The organism is uncultured Campylobacter sp., assembly GCF_938045225.1.
Taxonomy (GTDB): Bacteria; Campylobacterota; Campylobacteria; order Campylobacterales; family Campylobacteraceae; genus Campylobacter_A.
This window is the reverse complement of record NZ_CALINL010000310.1, coordinates 1-18491: the sequence shown is the minus strand read 5'-3', so window position 1 is coordinate 18491 and position 18491 is coordinate 1. Positions and strand designations below refer to the sequence as shown.

Genomic DNA, 18491 nt, shown 5'->3' with positions numbered 1-18491 from the left:
ATATTAACTCTTAATAAACATCCTTTCATAAAAAATCCTGATTTAATAGCATAAAATTTTTTATCATTTTTATAATAAGTGCATTCATAAGCTTTAAATTTTGAACTTTTATAATTTGGAATTTTATATTCTTCTTTATCTTCTATTTTATCCATTATTTCTTCAAATACTGTAGCAACTTCTTGAATATCAGCTTCCACTTTTCTGTAATTATCATCTTTTAATAAATTAAGAGAGTAAACTCCTATACTTAAATCACTACCTGGTTGAAAAAATATAGTTTGAATAATAGGATGATTATCACTTTCCACATCAAGTTCAATCTCTTTGGAAGTTGTATCCCATTTGTTTGGTAATTCTATTGTCCATTTATCTTCTATACAAAATTTTTCTTTTTCAGGAGCAGTCTTAATTAAAAAGCCAAGTAGTTTTAAAATGAATAAAAAAAGTCTCATATTTGCTTGTCCTCCATTTTTTAGGAATATACTCCTAAAACTTTTTATTTTTATAAAAGACGATTACGGGACGATATCCGAATGCATAAATTGTATAGAAATATGATATTTCCTCTTTTTTTGTTTTTATATTATTTCCGGTAATAAAATTTTGATTGGTAATATATATGCATCGCCTTTTATAATTTAATATCTCGCAATACATAATGTAAAATAGAAAAACTGAAACGGCGGATATGACAAGCATAGACAAGATACTGCCGTCTATGATATTAACCAAAACGAATAGCAAAAACATGCAAATAAACACCCTAACGACAAAAAAAGAATTTGTATTTTGATAGCAATACAGAACCTTCTCATCGTCATCAAGCCTGGCACCTTTAGGCAAATCATAATCACTCAAATTTGAGCCTTTCGTTTTTAAAATTTTAGCAGAGTTAAATTTGTAAATTTAGTAGGATATGAGACAAATATTCCAGACAGAATAGGCGTAGTTTAAATAAATTTTTCTTACCCGCAAATGAGCAGACCAGTCGTCCGTGACTGCGGCGGGCGTAGAAAAATTTATTCCAAAATCCGTCATTTATGGGGAATCAAAATCGCCCGCATCAAACCCCAGCTCCAGCGTCCTTATCTCCCCTATCGCATTTCCCGCGATCCCCTTTATCGAGCCAAACATCTCGATCGCATTGTCGCGCACCTTTTCGATCTGTTTTTCGCGGCTCTTCCAGATGCGTTTCATCGCGTTTTTCTCGCGCTCCAGCTCCTCGCTCATCGCAGAAAAGCCCTCCACGATGGCTTCGATGCGCATCTTAAACTCGTTGCTCACTAGATACGAGTAGAGCATCTCCATCTTGTTTGAGCGGTTTTGTGCAGAGTTCCTAGCAAAATTTAGCTCCACGACGCCCTGTCTTAGCACGAAACAAAGCGCCTTAAACTCCTCGTAGTTACACACCCATACGCCGTCAACCAGCCCCATGCGCTCCAGCTCCCGCGGCCGCGCCTCGCTAACGAGCACCCCAACATCGGCGCCCGATGCTCGCATATCGGCCTTAAATTTTTCTATCCATTCGTTTGAGAAATTTTTCGTGCGCTTACTCTCGTAGTAGATTTTGCCGCAGTTTTGCGCCTCTCGGGTATTTACGATCTGCATCACGTCCGCGCCGTTTGCGCCCTTTTTGACCTCATCTATGGTGTCAAATACGAACTTCTCCCGCAGCCACGCCTCAATGGCGAGCTCTTGCGTCTCGCCTTGCAGCTGCTCGCTACCCTGCTCTATGCGCCTTTGCGCCTCGTTTAGCTGCTTTTTTAGCGCTTCTAGCTGCTCGTCTTTTTGCTTAAATTTTAGCTCGTTTTGCTCGGCCAAAGCCTTGCCTAGCCGCTCTTTTTCCTCGTTTAGACGTTTACTTAGCTCGACCTCGGTTTTTGCCATCAGCGCGCTTTCAAACTCGCTCTTTTCGCGTTTTAGCTTTTCTATCTCAAGCGTCTTTAAATTTAGCTCGTTTATCTGCTTTGACTTGGCTTCAAGCTCGGTTTTTAGGGCATTTACTATGTTTAAATTTTCGCCCTCGAGTTTTGCTTTTATTTCATTTTCAAGCTCTGTTTTTTTAGCGTTTATGGCTGCGGCAAATTTAGCGTCAAATTCTTTTTCCTTCGCGTTTAAAGCGTCTAAATGCGCCTTGTATTCGGCCCTCTTAATCTCGATCTCTTTATCAAATTCTCGTCTAGCCGCCGCCATTTTTTGCTTCATTTCAAGCTCAAGCTCGGTTTTAAGAGCCAAATTTACATCGACCTCGGCGCCGCAGTTGCCGCATTTTACGCTACTTTGCATTTACAGCCTCGTTTTCATTTTTTCAAATTCGTCCTGCACGGTGGCCGAGTTTGGCTCGTTACTCATCTTGTCTATCGCGTCGCCGTAGAGGCTGGCGAGATAAATCACTATGCAAGAGACCGCAAAGCCAGGCAATATCTCGTAAACGTAAGAATTTAGCCCAAGCGCAATCCACGCGATCACCGTCGCTCCGCCCGTTATCATGCCTAGAAGCGCCGCTAGCGCGCTCATCCTGCGCCAGTAAAGGCTAAAAAGCAGCACCGGCCCAAAACTCGCGCCAAAGCCCGCCCACGCGTAGCCAACGACGTTTAGCACGCTTTCGTTAAAGCTAAAAGCAAGCGCGGTAGCCACTAGCGCGACGGCCACGACGGCGTATCTGCCAGCGGCGACCTGCGCTTTTTGCGAGATTTCTTTTTTATAAAAGGCAAATACAAAATCCTGCGTAACCGAGCTTGCGCTAACCAAGAGCTGGCTAGAGATCGTACTCATGATAGCTGAAAGTACGGCTGAAATGATGATACCCACGAAAAACGGATGAAACAGCGTCTCGCCAAGCTGCAAAAAGACCTTTTCAGGATCGGCTAGAGGCAAATTTAACTCGCTGTAATACACAAAGCCTATCAGTCCGCTCATCATCGCTCCGGCAAGTCCTATCGCCATCCAGCCGATACCGATGCGACGAGCTTGGGCTAGCTCTTTTGAGCTTCGTATCGCCATAAATCTAACGATGATGTGCGGCTGCCCGAAGTACCCAAGCCCCCACGCCATGAGCCCCAAGATACTTAAAAAAGTCTGATCGTAAAAGACGTTTAGGTGGTTTTTGCCGTATTTTGACACCTCGCTCCAAAATATAGCGCCGTCTGGCAAATTTAGATTACAAAACGCGACTACAGGCACGGCAACTAAAACCAAAAACATCAGCATGCCCTGAAACGCATCCGTGATGCAAACCGCGCGAAATCCGCCGAAAAACGTGTAAAAAACGACGATGGCCAGTGTAAAAATCGCGCCGAATTTAAAATCTAATCCAAAAAAGCTCTCAAAGCTCTTACCGCCCGCGATTATCCCGCTGCTCACATAAAGCGTGAAAAATATCAAAATCAAAAGACCCGAGACTATGCGTAAAATTTTAGTCTCATCCTTGAAGCGATTTTGTAAAAAATCGGGGATCGTGATGCTGTCGCTAGCAACCTCGGTATAAACGCGCAGGCGCTTTGCTAAAAACAGGTAGTTGCAATACGCGCCGATAACGAGCCCCAAAACCATCCAAATCGTAGCAAGCCCCGTGGCATATAGCGCGCCCGGCACACCAAGCAGCATCCAGCCGCTCATATCGCTAGCTCCGGCGCTTAGCGCGGTTACGACCGGCCCTAGGCGGCGATTATCGAGCAGGTATTCGCCCATATTGGCGTTTTTGTTATACGAGTATCGCCCCACGAAAAGCAAAAATCCAAAATACAGCGCGATGGCGATATAGCGAGCGTAATCCATAAATTCCCCTCGGGTTTTAAATTTGAGTTACGATAATATGATAAATTTGTTTAAAAGATAATTTTTTCGCGTAAAAAAGGTTAAATTTATATTTTTTTTCGTATTATTAACCCTCATTACACTTTTAAGGTTTAAGAAATGCTAAACGAAAAATTTTTCAGGGCGCTGTTTTTCGTCGTCATCGTCTCCGCGGGCGTTTACTATTTTTATCCGACGGAGTTAAACGAGGCGCAACGTCTAGCTTACCTTAAAAGCTACGGCGTGACGCTCGGGCTCACCATCGGCGGCACGGCTATCGGCGTGACTTTGGGTTTTATTTTGGCGTTTTTAAAATTTTTAAATATCAAAATTTTAAGCTTTCTCATCGACGAATACGTCGATATCCTGCGCGGAACGCCGATTATTTTGCAGCTCCTTATATTTTCGGTCGTTATTTTCGCGACTTGGAGCGATAACTTTTACGTCGCTTTGATCGCGCTTGGGCTAAACAGCTCCGCATACGTCGCAGAGATCGTGCGTAGCGGCATAAATAGCGTCGATAAAGGGCAAATGGAAGCCGCAAGGGCGATGGGTCTAAACTACTACGTCTCGATGCGTGAGGTAGTGTTTCCGCAGGCGACTAAAAACATCTTGCCAGCGCTTGCGAACGAATTTATCTCGCTGTTTAAAGAGACGTCAGTCGTAGGCTACATCAGCGTCATCGATATCACGATGCAAAGTAAGAGCCTGCAAGCGGTGTTTTATAGCCCGGAGCCCGTCATTTTCACGGGTATAGTTTACTACGTCAGCGTGAAGTTCTTTACGTTTTTGGTTAAAATTTTAGAGAGGAGGCTAAATCGCCATGATTGAGATTAGAAATTTGAGTAAAAATTACGGCGATTTGCGCGTCCTAGACGACATCAGCGTAGATATCAAACAAGGCGAAATCATCGCTATCATAGGACCAAGCGGCGGCGGTAAGAGTACATTTTTGCGCTGCATAAACCGTCTAGAAGAGCCAAGCGGCGGGCACGTCAAGATAAACGGCGAGGATATAACGGACAAAAAAACGGATATAAACAAAATCCGTCAAAAAGTGAGCATGGTTTTTCAGCACTTTAACCTTTTTGCGAATAAAAACGTCTTGCAAAATTTAACCCTAGCTCCGATAAAAGCGGGAATTTTGGATAAAGAAAGCGCAGAAAAAAGAGCCGACGAGCTACTAAAAAGCGTGGGTCTAAGCGATAAAAAATACGCCTTCCCGCACAAGCTCTCGGGCGGTCAAAAGCAGCGTATAGCAATCGCTAGAAGCCTAGCGATGAATCCAGAGGTCATACTCTTTGATGAGCCAACCAGTGCGCTAGATCCCGAGATGATCGGCGAAGTACTAGACATCATGAAGGACGTCGCCGCAAAAGGCATCACGATGCTAGTCGTCACGCACGAGATGGGCTTTGCTAAAAACGTGGCAAATAGGATATTTTTCATGCACGGCGGTAAAATAGCCGTGGACGACACGCCTAAAAATATTTTCGAAAACCCTAGCAATCAGCGTTTGCAAGATTTTCTAGGTAAAATTTTAAACCACTAAAAGGAGGTCAAAATGTCACAAAACATCGTTGCGGCTTTGCCCGCCGGCAAATTTAAAAAACTTTTCGTTTTCATAGCCGCCGCTTTGATGCTTTCAGGCTGCGGTCAAAGCTCGAATGAAAACGCGAGCAAAGACGCCGCAGTAAAAAACGAGGCAGCCCCCGTAGCGGTACAGCAAACGATAAAAGTAGGCTCGAGCGCGGACTATCCGCCGTTTGAGTATATCGACGAGCACAACAAGATCGTAGGCTTTGAAATCGATATGATAGAGGCCGTCGGTAAGAAAATCGGCGTCAAATTTGACGTGCAAAACATGAGCTTTGACGGGCTAATCCCTGCTCTAAAAACAGGCAAGATAGACGCCGCGCTAAGCGGTATGAGCGCAACTGAGGAGAGAAGAAAATCAGTCGATTTTACGAAGCCTTATTATTTTTCGGATAATCTTTTCATCCGCAAAAAGGGCACCGACGTAAATGCGACCAATATGCACCTCAAAAAAATAAGCGCGCAAATAGGTACATTGCAAGAGACCGCGGCTAAATCCATCTGCGGCGACCTAGCCGTGCCTGCAGAAAACGTAGCGGCTGCGATTTTATCGCTAAAAGCAGGCAAAATCGACGTAGTGCTAACAGATAGCCCGATCGGCTACGAGTACCTAAAGCAAAACTCTGATTTGGAGGAGTTTTTAAAGCTTCCAGACGGCACCGAGGGCTTTGCCGTAGCGTTTGATAAAGGCAAGCACCTAGAGCTAATCGGCAAAATAGACGCCGCGATAGAGGAGCTCAAAAAGAGCGGTGAATTTGACAAGATGATGGAAAAATACGGCCTGAAGTAAATTTGCGAGCCCGCACCAAAACGCGGGCTTAAATTTGAAACCAAATTTAAAGGAGAGAACATGAAAAAGATTTTTGCGCTGCTTTTAGCGGCTCTAGCTACGCTTGGCGCCGCCGAGCTAAAGATCGGTACAGCCGCCAACTATCCGCCGTTTGAGTACGTGGACGAGCAAAACAAGATCACGGGTTTTGACATGGACCTAGTAGCCGAGCTCGCTAAACGCGCGGGTTTTGAGTACAAGATCGTAAATATGAGCTTTGACGGCCTAATCCCGGCTCTAAAAACCGGCAAAATCGACGCCGTAGCAAGCGCGATGAGCGCAACCGACGATAGACGAAAGTCGGTTGATTTCACGCAGGCTTACTATGCGACCGGAAACATCTACCTGCGCGCTAAAGGCAACGACGCCATCGCGAGCAAAGACGCGCTAAACGGCAAAAAAGTGGGCGTACAACAAGGCACCGTCCAAGAGATCGCCGCTAACGCTATCGCAGGCGCTAAAGTCGTGCCTGCCGAGGATCCGGTTCCACTAATCATGGGACTAAAAAAAGGCAAGATAGACGCGGTCGTGCTTGATAGCTCGATCGGTTACGGGTTTTTAAAGAAAAATCCCGAGCTTGAGGAATTTTACAAAGAAACCGACGGTAGCGAGGGCTTTTCTATGGCGTTTGATAAAGGCAAGCAAGCAGATCTAATCGCTAAAATAAACGCCGCGCTTGAAGAGATGAAAAAAGACGGCAACTACGACAAACTGCTAGAAAAATACGATCTGAAATGATGAAAAAAAGCGCATTTTTTACTCTGATTAAATTTTGCGCTTTAGCCTTGCTGTCGGTAAATTTGGTAGCCGAGTTTACCGACATGCAAATCACCCAAACGACCAAATCCAAACGCGAAAAAGTCGTCAAAGAAGTCCTGTTTTTAGAAAAAATTTTAGACTACAATACCTTCGTCTTTAGATTAAACGCCGCCGTGATCGCCCCTTGTAAGCTTGCAAACGTCAAATTTTATAACGGTGCAAAGTGCATAAAAGATAAAAAAGAGCTGGAAAATTTCACCAAATCCTACGACAAAGAGATCAAAAAGATATTTCGTCCTGAACGCAACTACTACGTACTCACGCTAAAAAATCTAGGCGATAGATGGCTGTGCGAGGTAAGCGACGAAAGCAGAATCCTAAACAAAACCCTAGTTAAAAACGGCCTTGCCGCGCCCACTAGCAAAGAGTACCAAAAAATCGAAGTCAAAGAGGACTGGGCAAAGAAAAATCACGCGGAAATTTACGAGTGCCTAACCGGTAAAAAGCTAGAAGACGAAAAAGCAAAGAAAAAGCCGAAAAAAGCCGAAAATAATGCCACCAAAAACGTTCAAACCGAGCAAAACCCTGCAAGCGAGCAGCCTAAACAAATGCAGCCGCAAACTCCGCCGCCGACGCCGATGGAGTTGCAAGGAAACAGCCCCGTAAATTTAAGGGAGCTAGGCGTTGAGTTTGGCAAGGATTTTGGCGACAGATAAATTCGCCCAAAGATAAATTTAACAAAAACCGATCAAGGCAAAATAATGAAAAATCCTAAAAAAAATATCCTAATCATCGCAGGCAGCGATAGCGTCGGAGGTGCAGGCATACAAGCCGACATAAAAACCTGCGAGGCCTACGGCTGCTACAGCGCGACTGCGATCACGGCACTAACCGCACAAAACACGAGCGGAGTGAGCGCGGTGATGCCAGTAACGCCCGAGTTTTTAAACGCGCAGCTAGAAGCAGCCTGCGCAGAGCTAAAATTTGATGCAGTAAAGATCGGCATGCTCTTTAACGAGGAACTCATAGCCTGCGTCAAAGGCTGGCTAGAGCAAAACCGAGGCATAAGCGCCGTGATAGATCCCGTCTGCGTGGCGAAATCAGGCGCCAAGCTGCTACAAGAGGGCGCCATAAACGCGTTAAAGGAGCTTTTAAGCCTTGCCCGCATCGCGACGCCGAATTTAGACGAAGCGCGCATTTTGGAGTTAAATTTTGACGGCGAGCGGTTAAATTTGGGTGCGGATCTGCCCTGCGACGTGGTGCTAAAACGTACGCAAACGAGCGAGATTTGCGAGGATACGCTTTATAAAAAAAGCGGCGAAATCGTTAAATTTGGCGAGCCGCTAGAGCGTCCCACGATCATGCACGGCGCGGGCTGCAGCTTCGCCACGGCCATCGCCTGCACCCTAGCTTGCGGGGCAGACGAGATAACGGCGATTAAGAGCGCTAAGGCCTTCGTCGCAAACGCGATCAAAAACGCTCACGGCTCAAATTTCGGCGTGCGGCTGCTAGATCACAAAGCCGCAGGCGCAAACCGTGGCTGAAATTTATGCTATCACGGACGACATCTTAACGCCCGAAAATAGCGTACTCGAGCAAACCCACGAGCTACTAGAGTGCGGAGTGAAGTTTTTACAGTACCGCACCAAGCTTGAGCCTAAAAACGAGCGCGTAGCGACTGCGCTAAAAGAGCTTTGCGAGCACCACGGAGCGAGATTTATCGTAAACGACGACGTAAAATTTGCCGCTAAAATAGGCGCGAACGCCGTGCACATCGGCAAAGACGACGGCGGAGTAAAGACTGCTAGAAAGATTTTAGGCGAGGACGCTTTCATCGGCGTTAGCTGCTACGACGATTTAAATTTAGCCCTAAAAGCGCAGGACGAGGGCGCTTCGTATGCGGCATTTGGCGCCCTGTTTGCAAGCCCGACCAAACCAAACGCCCCGCTTTGCAAATTTGAAACCATAATTCGCGCAAAGGAAATTTTACGTATCCCAGTTTGCGTGATCGGCGGCATAAACGCAGCAAATATCGCGCAGATCACCGCGCTAAATCCAGACTACATCGCCGTTATCTCAGCGCTCTACCGCCCCGCATCCATAAAAGAAAATCTGCGAAATTTGCAAGCGTTTTTGTAAAAATACGCTAAATTTACGTCATTAGACTGCGCAATTCTCCGCTCAAATTTAAGCCGAATTCGCTAAAATTTGCTCGATTAAAAAGGAAAAAAATGAAAACTCTAATCATCTTAGCCCACCCGGGCATCCAAAACTCGGTCATAAACAAATGCCTGCTACAAGAGGCTCTCAAAGAGCCGCAGCGCTTTAGCGTTCATGATTTGACGCAGGTTTACGGGAGCGGCGATATCGACGCCGCGAGCGAGCAAGAGCTCATCAGAGCCCACGACGCCCTCATTTTGCAGTTTCCGCTTCATAACTTCTCTTGCCCTCCGATTTTAAAATCATGGATCGACGCGGTGATGACGCACGGTTTTGCCTATGGGCGCGGCTCGGACGGTATCGCGGGCCGCAAGGTAGCGCTAGCCGTGACCGCAGGCATCAAAAAGAGCGACTACTGCCCGCAAGGACGCTATCATTTCAGTCTGCGCTAGGTTCTTACGCCGTTTGAGCTTGCGTTTAAATACTATTTTCACGCCGACTACCGCGACTTTTTCGCATTTTACGGCGCCGAGGAGACTCCGGGCGTGGACTACGTATCAAGCCAGGACGATTTAGAGCGCGGAGCTAAAGAATACGCGGAGTTTTTGCGAAAGTTAGGCTAAATTTGACAGTCGCAGTTAGTCTTGCCGTGCGTAAATTTGCCTCGCTATAAATCACGGAGATCGCGCTAAATTTAAGCTTTATCGCCGTTATTTCTGCTATTTACCGCCTGGCAAATTTGCAAGCGTTTTTGTAAGGCTTAAAATTTGACGAGTCTGCTTGCCTTGCTCAAATTTGACACGCTAAATTTGAGCGTCAAATTTGCCAAGCCGTGCCGAAGATTAACCCTTTTTATAAAACACGTTAAAGCAGACCCCGCCGAGCAAGATTATCAAGCCGGCAATCCCCGCAAAAGGCGAAAACCAAAAATCCATCGTCCCAGCATAGAGCAAAACAAGCCCCGCGCAAAGGCTGATCGCGATATCGACGTTAAACCAAAGCACTCTTTCAAAAAAGCCTTGCGACTTTTTCGCCGTCAGGTTTTTGCTGAGATTTCGTATCTTTATGACCCTGAAATTTTCGTATTTTACGCTCGCTTCGTCGCCGTTTTCTAGCTCCAGGGCGCGCTTTTTAGGGCTGCTACCCCACAAAAACGTATCGCCGATAGTGACGCTAAAATAATTTTTCTCTTTTACCTCAAAAATCCTTAAGTTTCGCACCCTGCCGCTAACCTCGCCGCTAGACTTGGGCTCTTTTGCGGCGCCCAGCATCAACCTAACGCGCAAACCCAAAGACGCCTCGCGGTAATACTTAAACCAAGCAAAGGCAAGAGAGCCGAAACCAAAAACAAGCAGCAAAGTGCCAAAAAGCGGCCACCGTCCGTCAAAGCCCGAAAAAATTGCCCAAACGCCGGCCGCGGCAAACAACGCAAACAGCACGAAAAATAGAGCCGCAAAAAATAGGCTAGGCTCGTAGACATACCAGGCCGCAGAGTTTAAAGAACGGTTTTTTAGCCCCAAAACCCGCCCCTTTTTATCGCAAACCGCCAGCATTTTGTCGCCGTCATTTATCGGTAAAAGCGGGTTTTGCAGCGAGCGAACGTTTAAAATTTGTCCCTCCAAGCTAAAGCTATAATCAAATCCGCTTTTGTCTTTATAGACGCACTCAAGCAAGCCAGCGCGGCCGCCGAGCAGTTTTAAACCGTTTTTCGTTTCTTTCAAGCTAAATCCTCTTTAAATTTTACGTTTTCGCGCCCGAAATTCGGGCGGTTTAAATTTGCACGCCTATAAATTTGATCGCTCGTTTGCCCGTCAAATTTAAAAATAGGCGCCGAATTTGCCGCGTTTTTTAGCGACGAATTTGACAGCGAACTACAAATCCGATTCTTTTAAAAATTTTCACAAAGCCAGATACGCGTTTGCCTTGTCTGTTTGAGTTTTGCCATCTAGACACATCAAAGGCAGCGATAAAAACAGGCAAATAATAAACGCAAACATGATGACTAAGTATCCAAAATCTGAAAGGTGGCGAGCTAGCCAAACTATCGGTATAATCATAATAGCACTAAAAATGCTATTGGGCAAAAACTCCATCATCGCCTCCTCAAAAATCATCAGGTGTGCGCGCCAAGAGTAGTTTTTGAGCCACTTGTCTGAGGTCAAATTTTTAAAATTCCAAACCTCGTTTTTCGCGTCGTAGGCGATAGCTAGGCGGTCGTTTTCGCGCGGCACGAGGCGATCTTTGAGGTTTTTAACGTTAAATTTCGTGCCCTCTATCTCAACATCCGTCGCCGCATTCCATCTCACGTTTTTTACCTCGCCCGCTAAGACCTGAAACTCGCGCGAATCTCGCATCTAAATTTTCTCCAAAGTTTTTGTAAATTCGTACAAATTAACGCCGCGCAAATTTGAGCTGGGCGCAAAAATACATCAAATTTGAGCGAGGCAAAAACCCGCGCGGGTGCGTAAATTTGACCGCATGCGCAAAAAAGCGCAAGCAAAGGCTTTAAGCCTGACGAGCTAATTTGCTCGAGCGCTAGCAAAATTTAGCGAATTTACGCCGTAAAGATAGCCCGTAAAGCCCGCCGGGCAAAAGCTCGCAAGCCGAAAAATGCCATCAGGAGAGAGCTAAATTTATCCGTAAAAAGCAGTCAAATTTGAGCAAAAGCAAATTATGCAACGCTCGATAAATTTACCCAAAAACCGACCAGAATTTAAGTCTAGCAATCGCCGACGCGTTAAATTTGAGCCAAGTAATCTAAATTTACATGAGACGCGAAGCCGCCCGCAAAAAGACAAAAGCGCGGACGGTCAAATTTGACGGATCGCCTGGCCGAAAAAAGCAAATTTACGCCGCAAAAGCCCGGCAAATTTAGCGCGTCGCCAGCCCATCTAGCTCGTTTGCCAGCGCGTTTACTTTCGATTCGTCCATGCCGTTGCGCTCGACGTCGCTCACGACGATATCCTCCCACGTCTTGGCAAACTCGGCCTGCGATAGCCCGAGGCCGCCCTCGCCCTTTGGTAGCATACCGCTGATCACCAGCGCGCGGAAGCACACGTGACGGTCGCCCTTGTAGGCTTTGCACTGCTCTAGCGAGTTTTTAAACTCGGCCCCTAGGTGTTGCGTGACCTTGTCGTCCGGGTATTTTTCTGCCGCGCGAGCTATGTCAAGTGCGGCTTCGTAGTACTGCGATATGGCCTTAAATTCGTCGTTTTTGGCAGCGTACCCTAGTAGTTCGCCCGCTCTTTTGCTATCTCTTGGCGCGCCTAGACCGGTAACGTAGAGCAGCCCCAGATCCCCGCAGGCGTCTCTTAGACCCTCGTCGCAGTATTTTTTGCGAAGCTCGAATTCCTCTTTAAATTTACCGCTTTCAAAGTAGTTGTTCGCGCCCGCTACGGAGTTGTACTCGCGAAGTACTTTTGCGTACTGCTCGGGGCTAAACGGCTTTGCCTGCGCGCAAACGGCGCAAAGAACAAACAGGGCTACGGCTAAAATTTTATTCATTTCTTTTCCTTTTTGGTTTTAAATTTTTTAATAGTTTTTTTGATGGCCTTTAGCAGATAGGCGACGTCTTTTGGCGTGTGCGAGTAGTGCAGGCTCACGCGCACCCAGCCGGGCTTTTGATCAAATTTCTGATCGTCTTTTAGCCCGAGCAAATCGTGTCCGTACGGACCGGCGCACGCACACCCCGCGCGGGTCTGCATGCCGTAGTCCTCGCTCAGCGCCGCGGCGAAATCATACGGCGAAACGCCCTTTACGTTAAACGCGAAAATCGGCAATCTCGGCACTCCGCGCGGGCAGTAACTCACGACCTCGGGGATATTATCCAGCCCCTCGCAAAACTGTTTCGTGAGCTCATCCTCGCGGCTTTTTATGACGTCTAGGCCGACCTCGTTTCGCAGTCTGTATGCTAGCGAGGCTCTAATTAGCCCCATCACGTGCTGGGTGCCGCCCTCCTCGGTACGCTCCACGCTAGGCGCGAAAAAGTGCGAGCTGCGGCTCACGTAGCTAACCGTCCCGCCCGCGGCAAAGGTCGGTTTGTCTGATTTTACGAGCTCCTTTTTTATCGCGAGCAGTCCGCAGCTGCCCACGCCTCCTAAAAGCTTATGCGGCGAGAGAAATAACGCGTCGAAGTAGTCGGCGTCGAGGTTGTCGTGCGAGCTAAAACTAGCCGCGTCAAAGGCCACGGTCGCGCCGTATCGCTTCATCATCACGTAGATTTTTTTATAGTCGCTGATTATCCCCGTGACGTTTGAGGCCGCACTAAAACAGCCGATGATCTCGCGCTTTGAGTTGATTTTGAGCAGTTGATCTAGCCTGCCGAAATTTATCTCTCCGCTCTTGCTTAGCGGTATGCGCACGACCTCGCACAGCCCCTCGCGCAGGCTAATCTCGTTTGAGTGATGCTCGTAGGGCGAGACGATGACGAGGGGTAAATTTGCGCCCTTTACCGCCTCTTCGCCTAGGCGGTTTGCGCTCATAGGCGGCAAATAAAGCCCCATGATTTCCTGAAATTTCTTTATCGCTCCGGTCGCGCCGCAGCCGGCGCAGATCAGATAAAATCGCTCGTCAAGCCCCAGCGCATCTTTTAGGCTCTGCCTTGCTTTTTCGTAGCGTTTTTGCGTTTTTAGCGCGTTTGAGGCGCTTTCTGAGTGCGTGTTGGCGTAGGTTTTTAGGTATTTTGCGATCTTACGCTCTATTGGCGCGTAGGCTAGGCCTGAGGCCGTGTAGTCAAAGTAGCGCACGCCTTTTTTTAAAATAATATTTTTCCTGATTTCGTCGATGCTAACCAAAATTTTTCCTTATAAAAAAAGAGATTATAACCAAAGTTGTGCTAAAATGGGCTAAAAAGGAGCAAAAATCTACGCCTTAAAATCAAGCTACGCGCGCTTTAAGCACCTTGATATCCTGCAGCTTATTTACTTTCATCTAGTCTTTGACGCGCTAAAATTTGAGGCGAATTATTACGATATTTTCGAGGCGATCGAAAAGGAAATTTTAGATAAATTTGAAGATCTGTCGCTCAAATTTAGCTTTAACGCGCCTTTTGAAAGCGAGCTTAAATTTGCCCTTTGCAAGCTTGCTAAAAACGACCGCAAAAAATACGCTCTAAATAAATTTCTGCCCCGCCCTCTCATCCTAAAAATTTACGCCGCCGCGATAAACTCGGGCATAGTCAGCATCGAAAAAACGCTGGAAAAACCGCGCGTAAAAATCAAATATCAAAAAGCCAAAAAGCTACCCGAGCGCGACAAGGCGCAGGATAAAGTGGTCTTTAACGACAATTTTACTAGATTTTGGTTTTATTTCATCGAGCCAAATTTAGCTCTTTTAAAAAACGGCGAAAAGGTCGCGCTGATGGAGATTATCAGACGTGAGTTCGACTCGTACGCGGGCTTTGGCTTTGAGCTGGTTTGCCGCGAGCTTTTGGCGTTTAGACTAGGCACGGAGCCTGCGCGGGTGCGGAGTCTATGGGCGAAAAATATCGAGATAGACATATTTTTGAGCATTGAGGGACGTATCATCGTCGGAGAAGCTAAATTTAAAGAGCATAAAATTTGCAAAAACGTGGTAAATTTACTCCTTAAAAAATGCGAGCGACTAGGCTTTGTGCCGGACGCCGTCGCGCTATTTTCCAAAAGCGGCTTTAGCAACGAAGTGCGCCGCCTAAAAAACGACCGAATTTTACTTTTTGATTTAGAAAATTTCGAGGAGCTTTTATGACTCAGATCGACAAAACCAGCGTCCAAGACGGACTAAAAAGCCTGATCGAGCAGACCTATCTGATAGAGCGCGAGTATAAAAACCTAACCGCGTCGTATGCCAATCTACAAGGCTTCATCAAAGATATCGTGGAGATTTTGCCCAATGCGATCTGGGTTTTGGACGAGGCGGGCGAGATATTTTTACAAAACTCAGAAGCCCTAAAGCTCGGGCAAATTTTAAAATTTATCCCGCAAAATGAGGGCGAGATAAGCGCCGCGGGGCAAATCTACCTCATCAAAATCGCCCAAAAAGAGGGCAAAAAAATCATCTCCGCAACCGACATAACGACCGAAAAGCGCACCGAGCGCCTAGCCTCGATGGGTCAAGTCGCCGCCCACCTAGCCCACGAGATACGCAACCCCGTGGGCTCGATCTCGCTGCTAGCCTCCACGCTGATAAAAAAGGCCGACGAGCGCACTCGCCCAGTCGTTGAGCAGATGCAAAAGGCGATCTGGCGCGTCGAGCGCATTATCAAGGCAACCTTGCTTTTCACCAAAGGCCTAACGATAAACGCGCGCGAATTTAACCTAGCCGAGCTAAAAGGCGAGTGCGAGGCCGCCATAGAGTGCTACACCTACGGCAAGGAGATCAAATTTAGCCTAGATTTCCCCGACCTGCCCTATGTGGGCGACCGCGATTTGCTCGCGATGGTGTTTCAAAATATGCTATTTAACGCGATCGATGCGGTCGAGGAAAATGAGGATGATGACGGCTGGGTGCGCGTGGACTACGAGCAGCGCGAGGGCGAGCATAAATTTGTCGTGACCGATAGCGGCGTGCCGATCAAAAACCAAGCCATGGTCTTTGAGCCGTTTAAAACGAGCAAACTAAAGGGCAACGGCCTAGGCCTGCACCTATGCCTGCAGATCGTCCAGGCGCATGGCGGCAGTATCGAGATCGAGCTTGAGCCAAAGAGCTTTTGCGTAAATTTGCCCGCAAAGACGCGCGGCTAGGCAGGTGAATTTGATGAAATTTGACGCTTTGGGCGAGATTAAATTTGAACGCGAAATTTAGGCGACTCGGGGGTTTAAAATTTGCTTCAAATAGACGAACAACAAACGTAAAACAACCAAAACAAGGAGAGAAAATGAAATTTGACGCGAAAATCTTAGAGGATTTGGCGAAGTGGTTTGAGGAGCTAAAGGAGATTAAATTTAGCGAACTTTTAGCGGGCGACGCGGCAAACACCGCATTTATCAGCGTGGATATGATAGAGGGATTTTGTAGCATGGGGCCGCTAGCTAGCCCGCGAGTGGGTGCGATCGCGGACGGTATAGCGCGGACTTTTAGCGCGGCTTACGCGGCGGGTGCGAGAAATCTCGTGCTGCTCGAGGATAGCCACGAGGCAAACTGCGCGGAATTTGACGCATTTCCGCCGCACGCTATCAAAGGCACCGAGGGCGCGAAGACGATACCGCAGCTGCGCGATCTGCCGTTTTTTGACGAGATAAAAATCTTTCGCAAAAACTCCCTGAGCCCGGCTTACTGCGCCGAATTTAACTCGTTTATCGCGCAAAATCCGCACATAGACACCTTCGTGGTGCTAGGCGACTGCACCGACCTTTGCGTCTATCAGCTAGTCTCGCACCTAAAGCTTAGCGCAAACGAGGCAAACATCAGGCGCAAAGTCCTAGTGCCGGCAAGCCTCGTCGCCACCTACAACGCGCCGGGACACGAGGGGGACTTTTATCACGCGATGTTTTTGCGGCATATGCAAACGGGTCTTGGCACGCAGGTCGTGCGAGGGATTAAATTTTAGCGCCGATTTTGCGGGCGGAGCAGGCGGTAAATTTAGACTGCTAGCGGGATCAAATTTGAGCTAAAGCGCGAAATTTGGCTACTTGCCGTGCGTTTGCGCAAAATCTCTTGGATGATAAATTTGCACGCCTTTAGCCTCCGTCTGCGCGGCGACATAGAGGCAATCAAAATAAAAAATATCGCAGCTGAGTTATTTTAGGTATAATGCCAGCAATGCGGAGCTGCCGCATGAAATTTTATTTTCGGAGGCGTTTTATGAAAATTTTAGGCAAGATTCGAGTCGGCGCGGCGGCGCTTGGAGCGGTGATGTGTTTTAATAGCGCGCAAGCGCTTTATGTTATCGATTATATCGATTTTAACGAGCAGTGGTTGCGGCAGGATGCCTATAACCGCGCTATGAATGAGGCGAAGAAAAATTTAAATCCGCCCGATGATTCCGCCTATGTCAAAGATATCAAGACCGATATACTCTATACGGGCGCGCTGGTGAGAGCGGGGGATGGTTTTTTGAATATATACGCGGACGGCGTTGAACGGTTGGCGGCGCTTTTTCCTGCGGCGCAGCGAGATGAGGGGCGGCGCTTAATCGTGGAGGGCATAGACAAGCTAGACGGCAGCGTCGAGCAGCTATACGGCATACCCAAAGAAAACGTAGCGACGGGGATAGTGGCGCTGCTAGGAGGCGCTTATGCGGCGTATTTTAATCATCCGATGCCGGACGAAGCCGTAAAGCCCGCATTTTTGCAGATCGCCGAGTTTTTGCGCAAAAAACCGGAGCTGTTTGAAGGAAAAGCTACGGAAATGATGAACTCGTATCAGATATCTATGGGGCTTGGGTTTTTGCTGATGGCAATGCAGCAGGAGTTACAGCAGCATCCAAATCCGGCGCATGAGGCGGAGCTAAAAGCCATAGGCAGGCTGGGTTTTAAATCATTACTAAACGTCGAACCGGAGCAAATGGATTTTACCAAATCCGGCATAGTCTTTAAATAGGCGTTTTGATTTTTGCGCGAGCAAGGCAAAACTGCGCGCAGGCTCGCGCTACCTGTTAGGCGGATTGCGGCGCAAAAAGTCGTCCTAGCGACGCTTTTGGCCGCCGTCAGGTAAATAGCAAAACATAAACACGAGCCTCTTTTGACGCACCCGACTTTTGGCCGCGACCGAGCAAATAGCCAAACCGCACTCAAGGGTCAAATTTAAATAAAGCCGCACGCCTTAAAAATTCGGCCGATTTTTTATTTTAAAATAGCGGACGCATTTTTCGGCGTTTTTAAAAGCTTAAAGCCAAAATCGCCTTTACGCTTTTGCTTCTAAATGAACTCTCTGGGATGATAAATTTGCACGCCTTTAGCCTCCGTCTGCGCGGCGGCGATCGCGGCGACCGCGATATCTTTTGCGCTCATCGGGCGGTAGTTCGTTAAGATAAATTTCGGCAAAAGCCCGAATAGCCAAATCGTAAAGAGCTCACCCATACGCACCTGCTCGCGTTCGCTTTTTATCGCAGGCAGTCGAGCGATTTGCAAGCTTTTAAAACCCAGTGCGGCGATCTTTTTCTCCGCCTTGCCCTTTGCGCGCAGATAAAAAAATCTCGACCGCTCGTTTGCACCCTGCGACGAAATGAGCGCAAAACGGCGTGCGCCTGATGCGATGCCCCATTTTGCGATATTTACGGGGTAGCTCACGTCTACTTTATAAAACTGTCCGCGACTGCCGGCTTGCTTCATCGTCGTGCCCAGCGCGCAAAATATCTCGTATATCTCGCGCGGCGGCATGTTTTTTACGTCGCTAAAATTTCCGATCTGCGTCTCTAGCTTTTCGTGGCTAA

20 protein-coding genes are annotated in these 18491 nt (G+C 47.4%); 12 read left to right on the top strand and 8 right to left on the bottom strand.

Annotated features, from left to right (window positions below; genetic code table 11):
• From Q0200_RS11290 to putP, 3 genes are all read right to left on the bottom strand, one after another.
• On the bottom strand, positions 1 to 455 hold a 455-nt coding region (locus Q0200_RS11290), incomplete at its 3' end, for a hypothetical protein (protein ID WP_297941209.1).
• A 586-nt stretch (positions 456 to 1041) separates the two neighbouring features.
• Positions 1042 to 2289, bottom strand: coding sequence for a DUF2130 domain-containing protein (locus Q0200_RS11285; protein ID WP_297941208.1), 1248 nt, complete (start codon positions 2287 to 2289; stop codon positions 1042 to 1044).
• Positions 2290 to 3780 (bottom strand): sodium/proline symporter PutP, encoded by a 1491-nt coding sequence (gene putP, locus Q0200_RS11280; protein WP_297941207.1) that lies wholly within the window; start codon positions 3778 to 3780, stop codon positions 2290 to 2292.
• 138 nt (positions 3781 to 3918) lie between these two features.
• On the opposite strand from putP, the gene Q0200_RS11275 reads away from it, so the two are divergent.
• The 8 genes from Q0200_RS11275 (at position 3919) to Q0200_RS11240 (ending at position 9594) form a co-directional block, all read left to right on the top strand.
• A complete protein-coding gene (locus Q0200_RS11275) occupies positions 3919 to 4629 on the top strand; it encodes an amino acid ABC transporter permease (RefSeq protein ID WP_002948422.1) in 711 nt (236 codons plus the stop codon).
• Positions 4622 to 5350: an amino acid ABC transporter ATP-binding protein gene (locus tag Q0200_RS11270; RefSeq protein WP_297941206.1), complete on the top strand. Its 729-nt coding sequence runs from the start codon at positions 4622 to 4624 to the stop codon at positions 5348 to 5350. Before Q0200_RS11275 ends, Q0200_RS11270 begins: the two co-directional genes overlap by 8 nt.
• A 12-nt stretch (positions 5351 to 5362) precedes the next feature.
• Entirely contained in the window at positions 5363 to 6184 is an 822-nt protein-coding gene (locus Q0200_RS11265) for a transporter substrate-binding domain-containing protein (RefSeq protein ID WP_297941205.1), read from the top strand.
• A 60-nt stretch (positions 6185 to 6244) separates the two neighbouring features.
• Positions 6245 to 6961 carry a basic amino acid ABC transporter substrate-binding protein gene (locus Q0200_RS11260; RefSeq protein ID WP_297941204.1) on the top strand — a complete coding sequence of 239 codons (717 nt, stop codon included), beginning with the start codon at positions 6245 to 6247 and terminating at the stop codon, positions 6959 to 6961.
• The gene (locus Q0200_RS11255) at positions 6958 to 7698 is read left to right on the top strand and encodes a hypothetical protein (RefSeq protein ID WP_297941203.1); all 741 of its coding nucleotides are present in this window, start codon (positions 6958 to 6960) and stop codon (positions 7696 to 7698) included. The genes Q0200_RS11260 and Q0200_RS11255 overlap by 4 nt, the downstream gene beginning before the upstream one ends.
• 45 nt (positions 7699 to 7743) lie before the next feature.
• Positions 7744 to 8526 (top strand): hydroxymethylpyrimidine/phosphomethylpyrimidine kinase, encoded by a 783-nt coding sequence (locus tag Q0200_RS11250; protein ID WP_297941202.1) that lies wholly within the window; start codon positions 7744 to 7746, stop codon positions 8524 to 8526.
• Entirely contained in the window at positions 8519 to 9121 is a 603-nt protein-coding gene (thiE, locus tag Q0200_RS11245; protein WP_297941201.1) for a thiamine phosphate synthase, read from the top strand. Before Q0200_RS11250 ends, thiE begins: the two co-directional genes overlap by 8 nt.
• A gap of 92 nt (positions 9122 to 9213) precedes the next feature.
• Complete coding sequence (locus Q0200_RS11240; protein WP_297941200.1) at positions 9214 to 9594, top strand: NAD(P)H-dependent oxidoreductase; 381 nt, start codon at positions 9214 to 9216, stop codon at positions 9592 to 9594.
• 390 nt (positions 9595 to 9984) lie between these two features.
• On the opposite strand, the gene Q0200_RS11235 is transcribed toward Q0200_RS11240, so the two are convergent.
• From Q0200_RS11235 to Q0200_RS11220, 4 genes are all read right to left on the bottom strand, one after another.
• A complete protein-coding gene (locus tag Q0200_RS11235; protein WP_297941199.1) occupies positions 9985 to 10863 on the bottom strand; it encodes a hypothetical protein in 879 nt (292 codons plus the stop codon).
• Positions 10864 to 11040: 177 nt separating this feature from the next.
• On the bottom strand, positions 11041 to 11496 hold the full coding sequence (locus Q0200_RS11230; RefSeq protein ID WP_297941198.1) for a hypothetical protein: 456 nt from the start codon (positions 11494 to 11496) through the stop codon (positions 11041 to 11043).
• 517 nt (positions 11497 to 12013) lie between these two features.
• Positions 12014 to 12646, bottom strand: coding sequence for a hypothetical protein (locus tag Q0200_RS11225; RefSeq protein WP_297941197.1), 633 nt, complete (start codon positions 12644 to 12646; stop codon positions 12014 to 12016).
• A complete protein-coding gene (locus Q0200_RS11220; protein ID WP_297941196.1) occupies positions 12643 to 13935 on the bottom strand; it encodes an aminotransferase class V-fold PLP-dependent enzyme in 1293 nt (430 codons plus the stop codon). The genes Q0200_RS11225 and Q0200_RS11220 overlap by 4 nt, the downstream gene beginning before the upstream one ends.
• Positions 13936 to 14410: 475 nt before the next feature.
• Between Q0200_RS11220 and Q0200_RS11215 the strand changes: the two genes are divergently transcribed.
• From Q0200_RS11215 to Q0200_RS11200, 4 genes are all read left to right on the top strand, one after another.
• A complete protein-coding gene (locus Q0200_RS11215; RefSeq protein ID WP_297941195.1) occupies positions 14411 to 14866 on the top strand; it encodes a DUF234 domain-containing protein in 456 nt (151 codons plus the stop codon).
• Entirely contained in the window at positions 14863 to 15861 is a 999-nt protein-coding gene (locus tag Q0200_RS11210; RefSeq protein WP_297941194.1) for a HAMP domain-containing sensor histidine kinase, read from the top strand. Before Q0200_RS11215 ends, Q0200_RS11210 begins: the two co-directional genes overlap by 4 nt.
• A 134-nt stretch (positions 15862 to 15995) precedes the next feature.
• Positions 15996 to 16667, top strand: a complete 672-nt coding sequence (locus Q0200_RS11205) for an isochorismatase family cysteine hydrolase (protein WP_297941193.1) — start codon at positions 15996 to 15998, stop codon at positions 16665 to 16667.
• A gap of 254 nt (positions 16668 to 16921) precedes the next feature.
• Positions 16922 to 17659 carry a DUF6683 family protein gene (locus tag Q0200_RS11200; protein ID WP_297941192.1) on the top strand — a complete coding sequence of 246 codons (738 nt, stop codon included), beginning with the start codon at positions 16922 to 16924 and terminating at the stop codon, positions 17657 to 17659.
• A gap of 317 nt (positions 17660 to 17976) precedes the next feature.
• Here Q0200_RS11200 and Q0200_RS11195 read toward each other — a convergent pair.
• Positions 17977 to 18491: oxidoreductase (locus Q0200_RS11195; RefSeq protein ID WP_297941191.1), on the bottom strand; the 515-nt coding region annotated here is incomplete at its 5' end.

Coding starts and splice junctions, on each gene's coding strand:
- Q0200_RS11285 (WP_297941208.1), bottom strand. CDS start 2,289: ATGCAAAGTAGCGTAAAATGCGGCAACTGCGGCGCCGAGGTCGATGTA.
- putP (WP_297941207.1), bottom strand. CDS start 3,780: ATGGATTACGCTCGCTATATCGCCATCGCGCTGTATTTTGGATTTTTG.
- Q0200_RS11275 (WP_002948422.1), top strand. CDS start 3,919: ATGCTAAACGAAAAATTTTTCAGGGCGCTGTTTTTCGTCGTCATCGTC.
- Q0200_RS11270 (WP_297941206.1), top strand. CDS start 4,622: ATGATTGAGATTAGAAATTTGAGTAAAAATTACGGCGATTTGCGCGTC.
- Q0200_RS11265 (WP_297941205.1), top strand. CDS start 5,363: ATGTCACAAAACATCGTTGCGGCTTTGCCCGCCGGCAAATTTAAAAAA.
- Q0200_RS11260 (WP_297941204.1), top strand. CDS start 6,245: ATGAAAAAGATTTTTGCGCTGCTTTTAGCGGCTCTAGCTACGCTTGGC.
- Q0200_RS11255 (WP_297941203.1), top strand. CDS start 6,958: ATGATGAAAAAAAGCGCATTTTTTACTCTGATTAAATTTTGCGCTTTA.
- Q0200_RS11250 (WP_297941202.1), top strand. CDS start 7,744: ATGAAAAATCCTAAAAAAAATATCCTAATCATCGCAGGCAGCGATAGC.
- Q0200_RS11240 (WP_297941200.1), top strand. CDS start 9,214: ATGAAAACTCTAATCATCTTAGCCCACCCGGGCATCCAAAACTCGGTC.
- Q0200_RS11230 (WP_297941198.1), bottom strand. CDS start 11,496: ATGCGAGATTCGCGCGAGTTTCAGGTCTTAGCGGGCGAGGTAAAAAAC.
- Q0200_RS11225 (WP_297941197.1), bottom strand. CDS start 12,646: ATGAATAAAATTTTAGCCGTAGCCCTGTTTGTTCTTTGCGCCGTTTGC.
- Q0200_RS11210 (WP_297941194.1), top strand. CDS start 14,863: ATGACTCAGATCGACAAAACCAGCGTCCAAGACGGACTAAAAAGCCTG.
- Q0200_RS11205 (WP_297941193.1), top strand. CDS start 15,996: ATGAAATTTGACGCGAAAATCTTAGAGGATTTGGCGAAGTGGTTTGAG.
- Q0200_RS11200 (WP_297941192.1), top strand. CDS start 16,922: ATGAAAATTTTAGGCAAGATTCGAGTCGGCGCGGCGGCGCTTGGAGCG.